Source organism: Flavobacterium chungangensis, assembly GCF_042654045.1.
Taxonomy (GTDB): Bacteria; Bacteroidota; Bacteroidia; order Flavobacteriales; family Flavobacteriaceae; genus Flavobacterium; species Flavobacterium chungangensis.
Genome location: NZ_JBHSFY010000003.1, coordinates 368,971 through 387,685 on the forward strand (window position 1 = coordinate 368,971; position 18,715 = coordinate 387,685).

The 18,715-nt window shown below is 33.6% G+C and carries 17 protein-coding genes and 2 tRNA genes; 11 read left to right on the top strand and 8 right to left on the bottom strand.

The window, feature by feature from the left end:
- Positions 1-27: 27 nt before the first annotated feature.
- Together ACFO3N_RS06735 and map are read right to left on the bottom strand one after the other, a co-directional pair.
- Positions 28-432 carry a GxxExxY protein gene (locus ACFO3N_RS06735; protein ID WP_250834040.1) on the bottom strand — a complete coding sequence of 135 codons (405 nt, stop codon included), beginning with the start codon at positions 430-432 and terminating at the stop codon, positions 28-30.
- Between the two features lie 67 nt (positions 433-499).
- The gene (map, locus tag ACFO3N_RS06740) at positions 500-1,318 is read right to left on the bottom strand and encodes a type I methionyl aminopeptidase (RefSeq protein ID WP_095928550.1); all 819 of its coding nucleotides are present in this window, start codon (positions 1,316-1,318) and stop codon (positions 500-502) included.
- 236 nt (positions 1,319-1,554) lie between these two features.
- Here map and ACFO3N_RS06745 point away from each other — a divergent pair, with 236 nt between their 5' ends.
- Complete coding sequence (locus ACFO3N_RS06745; RefSeq protein WP_379796270.1) at positions 1,555-2,808, top strand: DUF445 domain-containing protein; 1,254 nt, start codon at positions 1,555-1,557, stop codon at positions 2,806-2,808.
- A gap of 227 nt (positions 2,809-3,035) precedes the next feature.
- Here the strand turns inward: ACFO3N_RS06745 and gpmI are convergent, their stop codons facing one another.
- Positions 3,036-4,553 carry a 2,3-bisphosphoglycerate-independent phosphoglycerate mutase gene (gene gpmI, locus ACFO3N_RS06750; protein ID WP_379796272.1) on the bottom strand — a complete coding sequence of 506 codons (1,518 nt, stop codon included), beginning with the start codon at positions 4,551-4,553 and terminating at the stop codon, positions 3,036-3,038.
- A gap of 141 nt (positions 4,554-4,694) precedes the next feature.
- Positions 4,695-7,124, bottom strand: coding sequence for a DUF5916 domain-containing protein (locus ACFO3N_RS06755; protein ID WP_379796274.1), 2,430 nt, complete (start codon positions 7,122-7,124; stop codon positions 4,695-4,697).
- A 301-nt stretch (positions 7,125-7,425) separates the two neighbouring features.
- On the opposite strand from ACFO3N_RS06755, the gene ACFO3N_RS06760 reads away from it, so the two are divergent.
- Entirely contained in the window at positions 7,426-8,151 is a 726-nt protein-coding gene (locus ACFO3N_RS06760) for a murein L,D-transpeptidase catalytic domain family protein (protein ID WP_320492789.1), read from the top strand.
- Here ACFO3N_RS06760 and ACFO3N_RS06765 read toward each other — a convergent pair.
- Both ACFO3N_RS06765 and ACFO3N_RS06770 read right to left on the bottom strand, forming a co-directional pair.
- On the bottom strand, positions 8,140-9,723 hold the full coding sequence (locus tag ACFO3N_RS06765; protein WP_379796276.1) for a L,D-transpeptidase family protein: 1,584 nt from the start codon (positions 9,721-9,723) through the stop codon (positions 8,140-8,142). The two genes, ACFO3N_RS06760 and ACFO3N_RS06765, sit on opposite strands and share 12 nt — an antisense overlap.
- Before the next feature lies 1 nt (position 9,724).
- Entirely contained in the window at positions 9,725-10,162 is a 438-nt protein-coding gene (locus tag ACFO3N_RS06770) for a GNAT family N-acetyltransferase (protein WP_379796278.1), read from the bottom strand.
- Positions 10,163-10,297: 135 nt separating this feature from the next.
- Between ACFO3N_RS06770 and ACFO3N_RS06775 the strand changes: the two genes are divergently transcribed.
- Together ACFO3N_RS06775 and ACFO3N_RS06780 are read left to right on the top strand one after the other, a co-directional pair.
- Positions 10,298-10,370 (top strand) — tRNA-Gly (locus ACFO3N_RS06775).
- Between the two features lie 98 nt (positions 10,371-10,468).
- A tRNA-Gly gene (locus ACFO3N_RS06780) sits at positions 10,469-10,541 on the top strand.
- Positions 10,542-10,708: 167 nt separating this feature from the next.
- On the opposite strand, the gene pepE is transcribed toward ACFO3N_RS06780, so the two are convergent.
- Positions 10,709-11,416, bottom strand: coding sequence for a dipeptidase PepE (pepE, locus tag ACFO3N_RS06785; protein WP_379796280.1), 708 nt, complete (start codon positions 11,414-11,416; stop codon positions 10,709-10,711).
- 243 nt (positions 11,417-11,659) lie between these two features.
- Here pepE and ACFO3N_RS06790 point away from each other — a divergent pair, with 243 nt between their 5' ends.
- The 7 genes from ACFO3N_RS06790 (at position 11,660) to ACFO3N_RS06820 (ending at position 17,704) form a co-directional block, all read left to right on the top strand.
- Positions 11,660-12,367 carry a carboxypeptidase-like regulatory domain-containing protein gene (locus tag ACFO3N_RS06790; protein WP_379796282.1) on the top strand — a complete coding sequence of 236 codons (708 nt, stop codon included), beginning with the start codon at positions 11,660-11,662 and terminating at the stop codon, positions 12,365-12,367.
- Entirely contained in the window at positions 12,354-13,082 is a 729-nt protein-coding gene (locus ACFO3N_RS06795) for a carboxypeptidase-like regulatory domain-containing protein (protein ID WP_379796284.1), read from the top strand. The genes ACFO3N_RS06790 and ACFO3N_RS06795 overlap by 14 nt, the downstream gene beginning before the upstream one ends.
- Complete coding sequence (locus ACFO3N_RS06800; protein ID WP_250834029.1) at positions 13,072-13,827, top strand: hypothetical protein; 756 nt, start codon at positions 13,072-13,074, stop codon at positions 13,825-13,827. The genes ACFO3N_RS06795 and ACFO3N_RS06800 overlap by 11 nt, the downstream gene beginning before the upstream one ends.
- Entirely contained in the window at positions 13,824-14,330 is a 507-nt protein-coding gene (locus ACFO3N_RS06805) for a DUF6702 family protein (RefSeq protein WP_250834028.1), read from the top strand. Before ACFO3N_RS06800 ends, ACFO3N_RS06805 begins: the two co-directional genes overlap by 4 nt.
- A gap of 66 nt (positions 14,331-14,396) precedes the next feature.
- On the top strand, positions 14,397-16,640 hold the full coding sequence (locus ACFO3N_RS06810; protein ID WP_379796286.1) for a M1 family metallopeptidase: 2,244 nt from the start codon (positions 14,397-14,399) through the stop codon (positions 16,638-16,640).
- Positions 16,641-16,793: 153 nt separating this feature from the next.
- Positions 16,794-17,141, top strand: coding sequence for a Sec-independent protein translocase subunit TatA/TatB (locus ACFO3N_RS06815; RefSeq protein ID WP_095928562.1), 348 nt, complete (start codon positions 16,794-16,796; stop codon positions 17,139-17,141).
- The gene (locus ACFO3N_RS06820) at positions 17,141-17,704 is read left to right on the top strand and encodes a phosphatase PAP2 family protein (RefSeq protein ID WP_379796289.1); all 564 of its coding nucleotides are present in this window, start codon (positions 17,141-17,143) and stop codon (positions 17,702-17,704) included. The genes ACFO3N_RS06815 and ACFO3N_RS06820 overlap by 1 nt, the downstream gene beginning before the upstream one ends.
- Positions 17,705-17,991: 287 nt before the next feature.
- On the opposite strand, the gene ACFO3N_RS06825 is transcribed toward ACFO3N_RS06820, so the two are convergent.
- Complete coding sequence (locus tag ACFO3N_RS06825; RefSeq protein ID WP_095928565.1) at positions 17,992-18,633, bottom strand: O-methyltransferase; 642 nt, start codon at positions 18,631-18,633, stop codon at positions 17,992-17,994.
- Positions 18,634-18,715: the final 82 nt, after the last annotated feature.

Sequence of the window (18,715 nt, forward strand, 5' to 3'; positions counted from 1 at the left end):
AGAGTTACACAAAGTTTGCACAGAGCTTCACAAAGTGTTTATAAATCTCTTTATATTGTTTTTTAATATTTTTGAATCAAAATTAATAAGCAATCCTAATGGATAATTTCCTAATTTTAGGTAGGTTAATATTTGAGCAAAATGGACATCTGTAAAAGCCTCAACAGTTTTTAATTCGATGACAATTTTATTTTCAATCAGCAAATCTATTCTATATCCGTGATCTAATTTTATGTCTTTATAAATTATAGGTAAAGCTTTTTGTTTTTCAACAATTAAACCTGAATTCATAATTTCATAATACAAACATTCTTGATAAGCAGATTCTAATAAACCTGGACCAAGCTGTCTGTGAACTTCAATTGCTAAACCAATAATTTTATAAGAAATAGCATCCAGTTCATCCTGTGAGACTAAATTTTGAGAATACATTTTAAAGGCGTATAAATAATTTTTTGTGAATCTTGGCGTATATCTCTGTGAATCTCTGTGGAATACCTTACAGTACTAAAGGAACTTGTCTGAATTCATCTTCTTCATTGCTTTCAATTCCAAGAGCTTTGTAGATGTATTTGAAAGTTGATAATAATTCAGGTTTTCCATCAATTAAAGCTACGTCGTGCTCAAAGTGCGCACTAGGTTTTCCGTCAGCAGTTAAGATTGTCCAGCCGTCTTTAAGTTGTTTTATGTTTCTAGTTCCCATGTTGATCATAGGTTCGATTGCTACAACCATTCCTTCAACAAAAAGCTTTCCGCGTCCGCGTTTTCCGTAGTTTGGCATTTCTGGTTCTTCGTGCATTTTTTGCCCAACACCATGTCCAACCAATTCACGAACTACTCCGTATCCGTGAGCTTCAGTATATTTTTGAATCGCATTTCCAACATCTTCTACGCGATTTCCGGCTTTAAATTCTCTAATTCCAACGTAAAGAGATTCTTTAGTTACGCGTAAAAGTTTTTTAACTTCTGGTGCAACTTCTCCAATTTCGAAACTGTAAGCGTGGTCTCCGTGGAAACCATTTTTAAAAGCGCCACAGTCAACCGAAATAACATCACCATTTTTAAGAGGTGTATTATTAGGAATACCGTGAACAACTTGAGCGTTTGGACTCATGCAAAGCGAATTCGGGAAATCGTACAATCCAAGGAAACTTGGAACTGCACCGTGATCACGAATAAATTCTTCGGCTAATTTGTCAAGATATAGTGTAGTTACTCCTTCTTTAATTTCAGAAGCAATCATTCCTAATGTTTTTGATACGATTAAAGCACTTTCGCGCATCAATTCGATTTCCTCTCTAGTTTTTTGGATAATCATATTTTTTCCATTTTTCAGTTCGCAAAAGTACAATTTTTATCTCATTTTTTATGTAATTTTTTTTCGCCACGAATCCACAAATTATCTCAAATAAAAATCTTAGAAATCGAATTTCACAAACTTCATTAATAAAGAATTTAAAGGTGAAGTTTTGATATAATTCGTGAATTCGTGGCTAATAACTCGTGAGGCTTTCAGAAAAAAGCCATAAATTAGTAGTGCAAATGTTTATAATTATGGAAATTTCAACTGATCAAGATATAGCTAAAGTAAAAGCATTAAAGAAAATGAAAGCAACAGCTTTGTCGCTTTTGGGTTTTGCGGTGCTTCTTTTTATAATTGCCATTTATTTTAAAATTCCAATACTTCAGGCTTTTAGCGAGGCGGCAATGGTTGGCGGAATTGCCGATTGGTTTGCGGTTGTGGCACTTTTTCGTCATCCGATGGGAATCCCGATTTGGCACACAGCGATTATTCCAACCAAGAAAAATGAAATAGGAGAAAACCTTGGAAATTTTGTTTCTGAAGAATTTCTGAATCGCGAAAAAATGGAGGTTAAATTGGACGAATTTAATTTTGCTGTTAAAGCATCAGATTGGATTTCAAACGAAGAAAATGCCAATAAAATAGCAAATGTTGTTGCCGTAAATATTATTCCGGGAATTTTACGAACAATAAAAGACGAAGATGTCAAAAGATTTATTCAGGTTCAATTTAAAGAAAAAATAGAAGGAATTAATTTCGGAAATTGGGTTGCTGTTGCTTTGGAACCTTTGCAAAAAGGAGAATTAAAAAATCAAATGCTGACGAACCTTCTCGAAGTTATGAGTGCCGAGTTGACCAATAATAAAGATTTAATCAGGCAAAAAGTAAAAGCTTCGACTCCGCTTTTAAGTTTCGGATTGGCAGATAAAAGCATCACAGAAGGTGTTTTTAATGGTTTGCAGGATTTTTTAAATGAAGCTAAAAAGCCTGAAAGTGCCGTTCGTTTAAAAATTGACGAATATATTTTTAATTTTTTGGAGAAAGTAAAAAACTCCGAGGAAATGAGAATTAAAATCAATGATATGATTTTGGGTTTTGTGGGAAAAAAAGAGGTTCAGGATTACATCAACGGAATTTGGGATGAAATAAAATTGTCCATTACAAACGATTTGAATAAAGGCGATGATTCTTCCATAAAAAATAGCATTTCAAATTTAGTTCAAACTTTCGGAAACGGAATTAAGGAAGATCCTGTTATGATTGATAAAATCAACAGTTTTATAAAAAATGATTTGTTATCGGTCCTTTTAAATAACAAAAAAGTAATTGGAGATTTGATTTCTTCAACCGTAAAAAGCTGGGACGGAAAAGAAGTTTCAGAAAAATTAGAATTGGAAATAGGAAAAGATCTTCAATACATTCGAATCAACGGAACTTTAGTTGGTGGAGTTATTGGGCTTATTATTTATGGAGTGGAGCAGATTTATCATTATTTTATTGTTTGATAAAAAACATTTCCAAATATTAGGTTGTCAGGCTGAGCGAAGTCGAAGCCCATTTACGTTTCATAAGCCTTCAACTTCGCTCAGGATGACAATAAGAGTATGTATAAAATAGTTCTCGCTAAGTCGCAGAGACGCAAAGTTTAATATTCTTTGCGACTTAGCGTCTTTGCGAGATTTTTTAAATTCCGTTTAAATGAACTTATATCACTTATGTGGTTTTAAATTTTCTACAAAAGCGAATGACAAGTCATTGCATTTGGCTGCTGCACTCCCATTAATTCTAAAATTGTTGGAGCGATATCGCCTAACACACCGTCTTGAATGCTTTTTAATTGTTTGTCAACTAAAATAATCGGCACTGGGTTTGTTGTGTGAGCAGTATTTGGAGAACCATCAGGATTAATCATGGTTTCGCAGTTTCCGTGATCGGCAATTACGATTGTTGTGTAATCATTTGCAAGAGCAGCATCGATAACTTTTTTCGCGCAAGCGTCAACAGCTTCACAAGCTTTAATTGCAGCTTCCATAATTCCAGTGTGCCCAACCATATCGCCATTTGCGAAATTTAAACAAACGAAATCAACTTCGCCTTTGTTCAATTCTGGAACAAGAGCATCAGCCAATTCGTAAGCGCTCATTTCTGGTTTCAAATCGTAAGTTGCTACTTTTGGAGAGTTTCTTAAGATTCTTGATTCACCTTCAAAAGGAATTTCTCTACCACCAGAGAAGAAGAATGTTACGTGAGGGTATTTCTCAGTCTCCGCAATTCTGATTTGTTTTTTGCCTGCTTTTTCTAAAACCTCACCAAGCGTTTCAGTGATATTATCTTTATTGTAAACTACTTTTACGTTTTGGTACGTTTCGTCGTAGTTGGTCAATGTTACATAATATAGGTTTAGTTTGTGCATGTTTTGCTCGTGGAAATCTTGCTGAGAAAGCGCTTCAGTAAGTTCACGTCCTCTATCTGTTCTAAAGTTAAAGAAGATCACAACATCGCCTTCAACAATTGTAGCAAGAGGTTTTGCATTTTCATCAACAATAACAACTGGTTCGATAAACTCATCTGTTACGTCTTTTGCGTAGCTGTCTAAAACACTTGCAACAGCGTTCGTTGATGGAGTTCCAACGCCATTTACCACTAAATCGTAAGCTAATTTTACACGTTCCCAACGTTTGTCACGGTCCATTGCATAATAACGCCCAATAATAGAAGCAATTTTAACTGGAGTATCTTTAATATAATCTTGTAAATCATGAATATATTTTCCTCCCGATTTAGGGTCAACGTCACGTCCGTCTGTAAAAGCGTGAATGTAAACTTGATCTAAACCATATTCTTGAGAAGCATCGATTAATCCGCGAAGGTGTGAAGTATGTGAGTGAACACCACCATCTGAAACTAATCCTAAAAAGTGTACTTTTTTATTGTTGTCTTTAGCGTAAGTAAAAGCATCAATTAAAACTTGCTCTTTTGCTAAAGTTTTGTGTTCTACAGCTAAATTTATTTTGGCTAAATCTTGGTATACAATTCTTCCAGCACCAAGATTCATGTGTCCCACTTCGCTATTTCCCATTTGTCCTTCTGGAAGACCAACATTTAATCCGTCAGTTCTAAGTTGAGCGCTTGGGTAATTTTTGTATAGACTGTTTATAAAAGGAACATTTGCATTGTCTATTGCAGATACTTTAGGGTCAGGAGATTTTCCCCAACCATCTAAAATCATAAGGATAACTTTCTTGTTCATTACATTTTTGTTTTCTACAAATATAAGGCATTTCTAAAGTTTGAAACCTGAGGAATGTTACATTTATATTTAATAAAATGAACTATAAAAAAAAATATTGATTTAATTAAAGAAGCCTTTATTTTTTAAAATTAATTCACGCTAAGCTCTTTTTCTGACTTTATTTTTGACGGCATTGTAGTCAATAAAGTATTTGACACTTATAGAAAAGATATGTTTTAGTGCATCATTATTTAATAATCCTGCCACATTGTGTCTGTAATCTTTATCAATAACTCGTTCAAAATTAGCTGCATTATTTCGGTACAGGGCCGAAAGCTGACTTCCAGGTGCAAACCACCAAGAATAAGATAAATCGGCATTCCAAGAATAGAAACTTGAATTTTTGTTGTCAGTGTATTGTGGATACGGACTTAGATTTCCGTTTGATTCTAAAGTCAGAATATCTTTATTGTCTGCATAAGACCAATATTGGCGAACGGCTAGATTTATAGTCATCGCGCTGTTAATGGCATATTTTCCTCCTAAAGTGTTAGAGTACGTAATGACGTTTCGGTTGGCAAAAATGATATCATTTGGAGTGGCGTCATTCTCGTCAGCATCAATCTGATCGATGTACCCTTTGTTGTTATTTTTTCTTAAATAACTAAAGAAATAAGTTAGTAAAAGTTTATCGCTGAAACGATATCTCGGGCCAATATCAAAGCCATAAGTAATGCGTTCAGACTCATCAAACACATTCAATGTCCCATTTAGGTCAATCGCAAATTTATGGTTGTAATTGGTTGAAATGCTTCCCCAAGTTTCTATTTTTCGCGGAATTATTACATATCTGTTGTCGGCACGGGGTTCGTAATAATCATTAATTTCTATAGGATAAAAAGTGATTCCCGTTCCGTAGTAATTGTTTTTTACCGTGGTTAAATTTAAGTTCGCATTTACACTATTGTCTTGCAGTTTTCCAGATTCTTTGTTGAATTCGGTATACATATTATAGTTGATTCTAAATGTATTAAAACGTTTAGTTGGATTTAGAATTCTATAATTGGCATTTCCGTAAAAGTTGTAATAATTGGTATAGAAATTAATCCCCAAATCATTCGGGTCATAATCTTTTGTAACAAAATCAGAACCTATGCTATATCTGTAATTTCCGCTGGTTTCGGCTAAACTTACCGTAGAATAAAAGCCATTTTTATCTTGAAGATCATTAATGTGGCTGTATTTTACGTTTCCAAATAAACTATAAGTATTGGCTTTTGTATTTAAATCCCAAGCCAGACCAGTAACATTTGCATCTCTGGTATGACCATTTCGAGTTACATTGGTGTTAATAAAAGTAACCGATGAGTTTTTTCTAAAACGCTGATCCAAAACCAATACATTATAATTGGTAAGCGGCTCTACAATTACTTGTCTTGTTTCGCCATTTTCGGTATTTTTTATGGTGGCAAAAGTTTTTTCTGTAACAGCATTTAAAACCCCAATTCCGAGTCCGTTTTTTGTTCTTCCTGATAATTTTAAAGCGTTAACTAAATTTACTGCAGCGGGCAATTCGGTAATTTCTTCATTTTCATTTAATGTGGGATCAATCGATGGAGTGCCACCAATTCTTCTAGAATAGAAAATATTTCCTTTACTGAATAAATCTGTTCCTTCTGTAAAGAATGCCCTGTTTTCGTTAAACTGCTGCTCAAAAGGTCCAAGATTTAAAATCTGATCATCATATTTTGTCTGTCCAAAATCTGGAATTAAAATAGCATCAACTGTAAAAGCATCTGTTATACCGTATTTGATATCCATTCCGCCTTTAATTGTTCCGTATGTTTTTTGTCCCTCGGCAGCATTTAAATAATACGAGGCATAAGGCATAAAGAACAATCGAGTAGGAGGTTTGATGTTTTCAATTCCTTCCAAAGTTCCAGCCTGTTGTGTAAAAGTGCCAATCTTTCTGTCGACAAAATTCCAAGTATATTTATAACGGTCACGTTTAATTTCTCTAAAGAAGTTAATTCCCCAGATTTGTTTGTTTTCTCCTGAAAAACGCAACGCCGAGTACGGAATCTTCATCTCAACCACCCATCCATTTTCTGCCATAGCGGCTTTACTGATCCAAACCGCATCCCAAGAATAATCTTCACCATTTGCATCGGTCATGATGCAATCGCCTTGAACATCGGCTGCAGAAACGTAAAACATAAAATCCTGTTGTCCGTCATTGAAGCCGTTTATAAAAACACCAAATAGATCTGCCGTTCCAAAATTATCACGCTGAGAGATTTCCTTTAAAATTTTAGAAGGCTCATCATCGTACATCATTGCGGCAATATAAATGGCGTCATTATTATATAGGACTTTTACTTCTGTACGTTTTTCATGTGGAATAGCTTTTCCATTGTCTGGCTCCAGCATTATAAAGTCTGTAGCAACTGGTACATTTTCCCAAGCAGGTTCATCTAGTTTTCCATCAATAGAAATAGTGTGCGAAGTTACTTGTGCCTGAATTGATTTTTTCTGGCCATAACTCCATACAGAGCATATTAGAAAACAGAAGAATAGAATTTTTTTCATTGGTTTTTTGATGCGAAATAAAATGCAAATGTATTTTTTATAGTAGAAATAGACTCTGTTTTGTTCTACTTGTTACAGTTTTTGTTTCAAGATTTCCATTTTTGTTTCATTTTTTTTAAGAAATAGGCCAAAATGTTATGATTTTTTCTGTAAGGCAAAATCTTACAGAAAAAGCATTTTTATGTTAATAATGTTAAAGTTTAAGTAAAAAAGGCTTGAAAATCAGGCTTATATTTTGCAAGGCGTGATTTTTTTATATTTTTGCGATACCCAAATTTTTTGTTTAACCTAAAGAAATTCAATGATTTACAAAATTTATCCGCTATTTGTGTTTTTGCTATTGTCTTTTGGAAAAGATTCAAAAAGCACACCCGACCTTAAAAAAAATGCCACTGTAAAAGCGATTGCTAAAGTCGAAAAAGTTACAGTAGATTCTAAAATCGAGAGCGTTTATAATTCATTAAATTCAAACAACTTTAAAATGCCTGAGCTTAAAACTTTCTCGGAAGCTTTAAAAGGATTTTATTTGTTGAAAGAAAAAGGAGTGATTAAGAAAAATATCTTAACACTGATTGATTTTAGTTTGTCATCAAACTCCAAACGTTTGTGGGTGATTGATTTAACTAGCAATACTATTTTATTTAATTCTCTTGTCGCTCACGGAAGAAACACTGGTGAAGAATTTGCTTCAGCATTTTCAAATCTTAATTCTTCATTTAAAAGCAGTTTAGGATTTTATGCAACTGGCGAAATTTATCAAGGAAAACATGGTGCTTCACTTCGTTTAGATGGCCTAGAAAATGGCGTAAACGACAATGCTCGTGAAAGAGGCGTTGTAATGCACGGTGCAGACTATGTATCTGAATCTTTCATCAGAGATCATAAAAGATTAGGCAGAAGTCAAGGCTGTCCTGCGGTTCCAGTTGAATTGACAAATGAAATTATTCAATTAATAAAAGACAAATCGTGTTTATATATCTATCATCCATCTAGAAGTTTTTCGATGGAGGAGAGGTTAATTTCTTAATTGATCATATAAATCCGAATCTAAATCATAAATATCAGCTCTGAAAATGAGCTGATTTTTTTTGCTCCAAGCGGTCCAATACCATTGATATAAAGCATATTTTTTGGTAATCTTAAAACTCATCGTTGTCTTGCTTGCTATAATTGTATCTATTCTATCTTGAGGCCAGTTTCCGTCAACATCCAAAATATGCTGAGCAAGCTCTAATGGATTTTCAACACGCACACATCCAGAACTCATAGAACGATTATTGCGTCCAAAAACACCACGGTGATTGGTATCATGCAGATAAACACTGTGATGGTTTGGGAACAAAATTTTCATTAATCCCAACGAATTATTAGAGCCGGGACTTTGTACATATCGATAATTATTAGGTTTGTTTTCATTCCATGCCATTGGGGAAACTACCTTTCCAGAAGTATCATAAATCGTAATGTTTTTATTGGCCAGATAATTTCGGTTCCTTTTCATTGCTGGAACCACATCTTCTTTTAAGATCGTTGGAGGAACAGTCCAAGTCGGATTAAAAACAACTGTTTTTAAGAAAGATGTAATAATAGGTGTTCTTCTTTTGCTAGTTCCTACTACAACATTCCGAACCAAAGTGGTGTCCTGATTTTCAACAACGTTTAAGCTGTAATCGGGAATATTTATAATAAAATAATTTTCAGCCAATTCTGACGGATACCATCTCCAACGCTCCAAATTGGCAATTATCTGTTTTTTTCTACTTTCTTTAGAATAGTTTAAAGCACGAATAGTTCCTGCTCCGATAACGCCGTCAGAAGCTAATCCATGTCTTTCTTGAAATCTTTTAACGGCTTCAAAAGTTTTTTGATTGTAAATTGTTGTTAGACTGTCCTTTCCTGACATATCGTTCCAATACAAAAGCCTTTTTTTGATGTTTATTAAGGCAGGATTAGTATCGTTTAAAACGATTTTATCAGCAGCTTCAATCGTTTTTACATGGTCATCTGGAAAAGTGTTTATGATTTGAAGTGCTTTTAACAGCTCTTTGTAAATTTGTGTTTTAGGCTGAATGTTTTCAACAATGCTGTCCAATTTGTTTTTATTGAATCCTTTAATTAAAACAGAATTTACATCAAATTCCTTCGCGTCCAAATCCCAATTGGTATATAATTTTTTAGGGTCTAGTTTTCCTTTATAAATATGATTTAGATATTTCTCAAAATTATAAGTTAGTAAAATGTCATAAGCAGCCAAATCTTTATCGCTAAGCGAAGCCACTTTGCTTTCAAATTTTTTCAGCTGAGATATTTTGTAATCTTCTGGATTTAACCCTAGTTCTTCAGATTTTTCTAATTGCGATAAAACAAAAGCCCTCTTTTTAAGATTTCCCCATACCGTCTGATTTTCAGATGCAATGTAAAATTGTTTCAGCGTTTCGCTTTTAAAAACGTTTATCGTTGCAGTATCTATTTCAACTTTTCTCTCATCAGTAAGTATAATTGCTGGCACCTTTTTTTTGACAATGGGTGTGATTTCGGGGCGCTCTTTTTTGCAGCCCACAAGAATACATATTACTACTAAAAAGTAGATTTTTTTCATATTATAATTTTTTAAACATCAAATAATGTTCGCCAACATCTTTAATATCAAACGATTCGCCTACTGTTTGGTAGTTCATTTTTTGATAAAAGCCTACGGCGGCTGTTCTTGCGTTGAACCAAATCAGATCCACTTGATTTTCATTGCAATAGGTTTCACAATGTCTTACCAAAGCTTCTCCAAATCCCTTTTTTTGATGGGTGTCTAGAACAGCCATTCCGCGAATTTGCGCTTGATTTTGTGCGGCAAATATAGTGTTGATTTTATCAAATAATGAAATAATTCCTATTAAATCTTCATCCTCAAATAAACCAAAATGATGAGTAGACTTCAAATCATCGCCTTCAAACACGCAACTTTCGATAGGTTTTCCTTTTCTTAAAACGGGTTGGCGAACAGCATAAGTTTCTTTTGATGTAATTTCTCTAATTGTAATCATGATTTTTTGAAAAAATATTGCATTTATAACTTTTTAATTTTAAATAAGTTATAAAAAAATGTTGTTTTTTATTGATTTTTTTTGCCGAAAAGCTTGTTTTTAACTGAACTTTCTTTCTATATTTGCACAACCAATGCGAAAGTAGCTCAGTTGGTAGAGCTCCAGCCTTCCAAGCTGGTTGTCGCGAGTTCGAGCCTCGTCTTTCGCTCTAGAAAACAAACTTTTTAGTTTTGTTTTTGTGAAAATAAAATTTTTGATTTTTATTTGTTTTTAAAATTAAAATTTTTAAATTTGCACCCGGTTAATGCGAAAGTAGCTCAGTTGGTAGAGCTCCAGCCTTCCAAGCTGGTTGTCGCGAGTTCGAGCCTCGTCTTTCGCTCTTCAAAAGCCTCAAACATTGTTTGAGGCTTTTTTGTTTTTAGACTAAACGTAAATTCCAATATTTTTAAAATTGCTTCGCCTGTTCGCTATCGCTCGAGTCCAAATTCCAATTCTGTATTTATTATGTTGACTTAATTTTGGAATTTGGAATTTTAAAATTGGATTTTACTTTAAATCGCTTAAGTCGCTTTCTGGTTCTGATTCTTGAGCTTCTTGATTTTGTTTAAACAATCTCGCAGATAAAGGGCCTTTCAAAGTAATTTTTTCGCCTTTTACTTCAAGCCAGCTTCCTTCTCTTAAACCTAAAACCGGAATCGAATTGAATGCATGAAATTCTTTGATTCTTGTTTCGCGAGTTTCTCCCATGTGTTTAGATTGCAAATCGGCATCTAAATAATGTGGATTTAAGTTAAATGGAATTAATCCTAAAGTCTGAAAACTTGGAGGATAAATAATAGGCATGTCATTGGTAGTCTGCATTGACAAACCGCAAATATTGCTTCCTGCGCTTGATCCTAAATACGGAGTTCCATTTTTTACAGTTTCAGAAAGTAACTGCATAATATTATTTTTATAAAGCTGGGTAACTAGTAAAAACGTGTTGCCTCCGCCTGTAAAAATTCCTTCCGCATTTTTTACAGCATCTTGCGGATTTTCAAATTCATGAATTCCTTTAACATCAATGTTGATGCTTGCAAAAGCCTCCGCAGCTTTTTGGGTATACTCATCATGGGAAATTCCGCCAGGACGCGCATATGGAATGAATAAGATGGTTTTACAGTTTTTAAAATGTGTTTTTAAAGTAGGTAAAATATATTCTAAGTATTTGCCTCCGTGTAAAGTAGAGGTGCTTGCAATAATAACGCTTTTCATGATTTTTTAAACTCAAATTTTGTTTGTTAAAGATATTAAAAACTCTGTTTTTGTCTAAGTTTTTAATGTTTTAATTAACATATTTTTACGAAGTCATTAGTATTAAATTTGGAAGGACTTGAGATATTTTTACCGTTTTAAGAATATTTCTAATTTTATTTTATTTTGTTTCAGAAAATTACTTGTTTTTTAATTGTGGTCGCGGGCCAAGTTTGTTGGTCTCAAAGTCAAGATCGTTCCGTTTTGAATGGGAAAGTGGTTTCAAGCACTTTAGATTTGGAGGGTATTTATGTGATTAATGCGCAAACAGAAGAAACAGTAATAACAAATGCTTCTGGATCTTTTTCAATCTTAGCAAAACCAACTGATATTCTGGTTTTTTCTTCAATAAGCTTTAAAGAAAAAAGAGTGATGCTGAAACAAGAAGATTTTTCAAATCTTAATTTTGCCGTTAATCTTAGTATGATTATGTATCAATTACAAGAGGTTGTGGTAAAACGGTATGATAATATTAATGCTGAAAGTTTGGGGATAATTCCGATGGGGCAAAAGAAATATACTGCAGCAGAACGTAAATTACAGACCGCAACGGCATTAAATCCGACGGCAAATAGCGGGTCAACAGCTGAAGGTTCTCTTATGGCTGGTGGTTCTATTTCTGCAGATCCGTTGCTGAATTTCTTTTCAGGAAGAACGGCTATGCTTAAGAAAGAAGTTGCGGTTGAGAAAAAGGAATTTTTCATGAGGCTTCTGGAAAATATGTTTAGTCTGGATCATTTTATTGACCGATTAAAAATTCCGGCAGATTATGTAAAGGGATTTGAATATTATGCGATCGAAAATGATAAGTTTACTGTGATTTTAAATTCTAAAAATAAAACTTCTACAGAATTTCTTTTAGGAGAATTGGCTGTAAAATATAAAGAAATGATTGCTGGTGAGGGTAAATAAGATTATATCAATTATTGTTTTTCTTTTTTTTGTTCAGATTGGTTTTGGACAAAAAACAGATTTGAAGTTATTGGTGGGAAGAGTGCAAGAACAATCTACTTCGCTTGAAGGGGTTAATATTATAAATAATGCCACGCAAGCCGCTACAGTTTCAGATTCTGATGGTAATTTTTCGATTGCAGTGCATGAAGGAGATGTTTTGGTTTTTTCTGCTGTAAACTTAGAGCCTGTTAAACGAAGAATATCGGCAGAAGATTTGACTGTCAGTTCTTTAGTTATAAAAATGACGGCTAAGGAAGTGGAGTTAAAAGAAGTAATTGTCAATGAAAACGCGAATATAACGGCTGAGAATTTGGGAATTATTCCGTATGGGCAAAAAAAATATACGCCTGCAGAACGAAAACTTTATACGGCAAATTCGACTTCTGTAGATAAGTTGTTAAATGCAATTTCGGGACGAACTGCGATGCTAAAAAAAGGGGTGAATGTAGAGAAAAAAGAAGCGCTTTTTAGAAAATTGGAATACCTTTTTGAGGAGAATTATTATACGGATAGATTGAAAATTCCAGTAGATGATATTAAAGGATTTCAATTATTTTGTGTGGATGATGCTGATTTTGCTGTATCTTTGAATACCAAAAACAAAACAATGAGTATGTTTTTAATCACAGATCTAGCAAGAAAATATCTAACAATTCTCGAAAATGAAAAATAAATTAGGAGTACTCGTTGTATGCTTATTTTGTCAAATTGCATTAGGGCAAAACGGTTTCAGGAAACCATTACACGGTCAGGTTATCAATGATTTTTTAGCCATAGAAAGTGGTTATGTAATGAATATTAATGCCAATGTTAGGACATTTATTGGTTCTGGCGGTTTGTTTGATATTGTTGCACAGCCAAAAGATACTTTATTATTCTCAGGCCTTACATTTCAATCAAAAAAAATAGTTTTAACCGAGAAAGATTGTGCTGAGATCCTTTTAAAAGTAAAATTAGATTTAGTTAATAATCAGCTTAAAGAAGTTGTTGTACATAAAGAATTAAAGGTAAAAGCTTTACAAGGCGGTTCGCAGAAATATGTAGATATGCAGTTTGAAGACGATCAACAGTCTACTGCAAAAAACAATGCAATGCTTTCTGATCAAACTATAAAGTATGGAACCGATTTTGTTCGAATCTTTAAAGATGTCAAAAAACTTTTGAGTAAAAAAGACGAAGTAAGAGAGGAAGAAGTTACCGATATTGCTTTTGTAGAATACGCTAAAGATAATTTTACAAAAGATTTTTATTCTAAAACGCTTAATCTTAAAGACGATGAAGTAGAGCTTTTCTTAATGTATTGCTCAAACGATCCGCATTCTAAAGACTTGGTAAATCCAGATCAGAAATTTCAGTTAATGGATTTTATGATTAATAAGAATAAAGAATTTAAGAAAGCTGAGGCTACTCAAAAATGAAAAAAAAGTTAGTTTTCCCTTTGCTGGGAGTTTTGTTTGTATTGTCTTCGGCATTTGCTTTTCATAAATTTTATGTTGGTGTTTTTCAGGTAAATTATGCGGCAGAAAAGAAAATGCTGCAAATTACTTCCCGCATTTTTATTGATGATTTAAATAATGCAATGGAGAAAAAGTATCACAAAAAGACATTTGTTGGTACAAGCAAAGAAACTCCGGCAGATGTCGAATTATTAAAAAAATATTTATCAGAACACTTTCTGATTAAAGTAAATGGGCAATCAAAAACAATAACTTTTTTATCCAAAGAAGTCGAAGCTGATGATGTTTTGGTCTGTTATTCCAGAATTAAGGACATAGATAAGTTTAAAACACTTGAAATTTCCAATACAATTTTGGTAGATTGGAATTCAGAACAGCAAAACATTACACATATTTCAGCATTTGATACAAAAAGAAGTGTTCTTTTTACAGAATCTTCAAGGAAAGAATTGTTAAAATATTAAGGTATTAGTAAAATTAATGTTTTAATTACTATTTTCACAGCCTAAAGAAATTACCATTAAAATTTTATGAAAAAACTTTCATTATTATTACTTTTTCCTGCAATGTTAGTAGCGCAGGATAAAGCAACAACCACACCAACCAAACAACAAGGAAAGTACGATACGAACAAGTTTAGCCAAATGTACGATTTGCTGGCAACACCAAATATGTTTCGTACGGCATCTGGAGCTCCAGGGCCTGCTTATTACCAACAGCAAGCAGATTACAAAATTGATGTTGAATTGGATGATAAAAATTCAAAATTAAGCGGATCTGAAACTATTACCTATACAAATAATTCGCCAGATAGTTTGGAATATTTATGGGTGCAGTTAGATCAAAATCAAGCAAAAGCAAATACGCAAACTTCATTGGCAGAAAGTGACAAAATAAGTCAGGTTCTTCCATTGGATGGTTTTTCTTCTAAATATTTGAAAAAAGATTTAGAGCGCGGTTTTAATATTGAACAAGTTAAAGACGCTAAAGGAAGTGCATTGTCTTATACGATCAACGAAACGATGATGCGTATTAATTTGACTTCGCCATTAAAACCAGGAGAAAAAATTTCTTTCTCAATAAAATGGTGGTACAATATCAATAACTATAGAAAAGAAGGCGGTCGTTCAGGATACGAATTATTCGAGAAAGACGGAAATAAATTATATGTAATCGCACAATTCTATCCAAGAATGGCAGTTTACAACGATGTTGAAGGGTGGCAGAACATGCAGTTCTGGGGAAGCGGAGAGTTTGCTCTTCCTTTCGGAAACTTTGATGTGAATATTACAGTTCCTGCAGATCACGTGATCGATGCAACTGGTGAATTAATGAACAGAAGCGAAGTCTTTACTGCTGAACAAGTTAAGCGATACGAGCAAGCACAAAAATCATTTGACAAACCTGTTGTTATTGTGACGCAGGCAGAAGCAGAAGCGGCCGAAAAAGGTTTTTCTGAAAAGAAAAAAACTTGGAAATTCAGTGCTAAAAATGTTCGTGATTTCGGAATTGCTTCTTCTAGAAAATTCATTTACGATGCAATGGCTGTGAAAATTGGAAACAGAACTGTTATGGCAGAATCTGTTTATCCAAAAGAGGCAAACCCGCTGTGGGGAGAAACTTCTACAATGGTTGTGGCGCATACTTTAAAAAGCTATTCTTCTCATACTTTTGATTATCCTTATCCAAAAGCAGTTTCTGTTTCAGCAGAAGATCAAGGTATGGAATATCCAATGATTTGCTGGAACTATGGTCGTCCAGATGAAAATGGAGTGACAAGCAGAGAAGTGAAAAACGGAATGATTGGTGTTATTATTCACGAAGTTGGGCACACTTTCTTCCCAATGATTGTAAACTCAGATGAGCGCCAATGGACTTGGATGGATGAAGGTTTGAATTCATTTTTAGAGTATCTGGCAGAGCAGGAATTAGATCCAAATTTCCCTTCAAGAAGAGGACCGGCAAAAAATATCGTTCCTTACATGAGCGGAGATCAAAAGTTCTTGGAGCCAATTATGTCAAACTCTGAGACCATTCACCAATTTGGAAATAACGCTTACGGAAAACCAGCTACAGGTCTTAATATTTTGAGAGAAGTAGTTATGGGAAGAGAATTGTTTGATCACGCATTCAGAACTTATGCAAACAGATGGAAGTTTAAGCACCCAACACCAGAAGATTTCTTTAGAACAATGGAAGATGCTTCGGCAGTAGATTTGGATTGGTTCTGGAGAGGATGGTTTTACTCAACAGATTTCGTAGATATCGGAATTAAAGATGTAAAACAATATTACGTTTCAGATACACCAACTACAGACATTAAAGATGTAAAAGTTAGAAAAGGACGTTTTGGTTTTGAAAAAGGGCCTTTTGTTTACTTAGTTTCTGGAGATAATGCAGAAGTAAGCGATTCTAAGAAAAAAGCTTTAAAAGTACAAGATTTCAAGTCTTTGGCAGATTACGTAGATCAGACTTTTACTGCTGAAGAAAAAGCTTCTATTAAATCTCCTAAATACTTCTATGAAGTAGAATTTAACAAACCAGGCGGAATGATTATGCCGATTTTAGTTGAGATTACTTATGAAGATGGTTCTAAAGATAATTACAAATATCCAGCTCAAATCTGGAGAAAAAGTAACGAGACAGCTAAAAAAGTATATGCTACTACAAAAGCAATTAAGAGCATTCAAATTGATCCACAATTGCTAACAGCAGATATTGATGTGACCAATAACTCTTGGCCAAAAGTAGAAACTAAGTCAAAATTTGACTAAATAAAATAAAAATTAATAAAAAGCTCATCAGGTTTATAAAAGCTTGATGAGCTTTTTTATTTTAATAAAATGTATTTTCAAGGACTTTTTAAGTTAATTTTAAAACTCTAAGCTGAAAAGTTTAATATCTTTGCGACAACAAAAATAAAAGTTATGTTTGGTATAGGAGGAGGAGAATTAGTTTTCATACTGTTTATAGTGCTAATGCTTTTTGGTTCTGATAAAGTGCCAGAAATTGCGCGCACAATGGGAAAGGCTATGGCTCAGTTAAAAAATGCAACTAATGATATTAAAAGTGAAATTCAAAAAGGAGCAGAGGCTAATGGGCTTGACGCGAAATCTTTGAATGATATTACTGGAAATATCAACGCAGAAATTGATAATGCCAAATCTAATTTGCTTGGAGATACAGGAAATCTTTTAGGAGACACTACAGCTGAAATCGAAAAAGTAAAAGAAGATATTGATACTCTTTCTGGACCTATTAAACGCCAAATGTAATGCTTGAAAAAATACAGGAATTAGATAAAGATCTTTTAATCTTTCTTAACGGATTAGGTTCTGAAACATACGACAAATTATGGCTTATTATTACCAATCAATTGTATTGGACGCCATTTTTTCTATTACTATTCTATCTTATTTATAAAAAAATAGGAGGAAAACAAACCCTGTATTTGTTGCTTTTTATAGCTGTTCTAATTGCTTTTACAGATCAGACCTGTAATTTATTCAAACACACTTTTCAGCGTTTGCGACCATGCAATGATCCAGAAGTAAATACAATTATTAGAGTTGTTCAGGTTCGAAAATCCTATAGCTTTTTCTCTGGACATGCTGCCAACACTATGGCGGTTGCAACTTTCTTATTTTTGATTTTAAAACGCTATTTCAAATATTTCGGATTCCTATTTCTTTGGCCCTTAATATTTGCTTACAGCCGAATTTATTTAGGATTGCATTTTCCAGGTGATATTCTTACCGGATATTTCTTCGGAGCACTTTTCGGATTTTTACTTTATTTAGTTTATAGAAAATTAAAGCCACAGTATTTTCCAGGATAGATTTTTTTTATAAGATGCTGAGTTACTAAGATTCTGAGATTCTAAGGTTTTAAAGATATATTATAAATTGCCTCCAGCTTTAGCTGGAGGTTTTTTTATGGGCAAATAAAAAGACTTTAGCCAAATATTATGAAGTATTTGGCTAAAGCCTTGTGTGGTTAAATTACATACCTCCAGCTAAAGCTGGAGGCAAGTAAGTAGTGTAAAACTTAGTATCTCAGAATCTTAGCATCTTTAAAAAAAAAACTTAGAATCTCAGCATCTCAGAACCTTAGCATCTTAAAAATCTACAATACTCTCGAAACCGTCAACCCATCACGAATTGGCAATAAAACCGTTTCTACTCTTGGATCGTCTTTTAAAAGCTGATTGTATTCTAAAAGTACTTTTGTGCTTACGTCATTTGGATGAACTGGTTCTAGGATTTTTCCGCTCCACAAAACGTTATCAGATAAAATGATACCACCCTTATTCATTTTTGGAACAATCATTTCCCAGTAGTTCAAGTAGTTTTCTTTATCAGCATCAATAAAAACCAAATCAAATTTTAAGTCTAAATCTGGAATAATGTTTACTGCTTCTCCTAAATGCTGAAAAATCTGTTCTCCCCAAGGAGACATATCAAAATATTTTCGCTGAAAATCAATTAATTCTTCTTTAATATCAATGGTGTGTAATTGACCATTTTCCTGCATTCCTTCGCATAAGCACAAAGCAGCATAACCGGTGTAAGTCCCGATTTCCAGAATATTAACCGGACGAATCAATTTTGACAACATACTTAAAACACGACCTTGAAAATGACCACTGAGCATTCTAGGCAAAAGTATTTTCTGATACGTTTCTTTATTAAGTTTGGCTAGCAATTCTGGTTCATTTTCAGAATGCTGTTCGATATAATCTTCTAATTCTTGTGATATAAAATGCATGTTGTAGTATCTTGTAATTTGAAGGCAAAAATACAAAAATATCTGTTTGCGATTGGGCATAAAAAAACCATTCGTTTTGCGA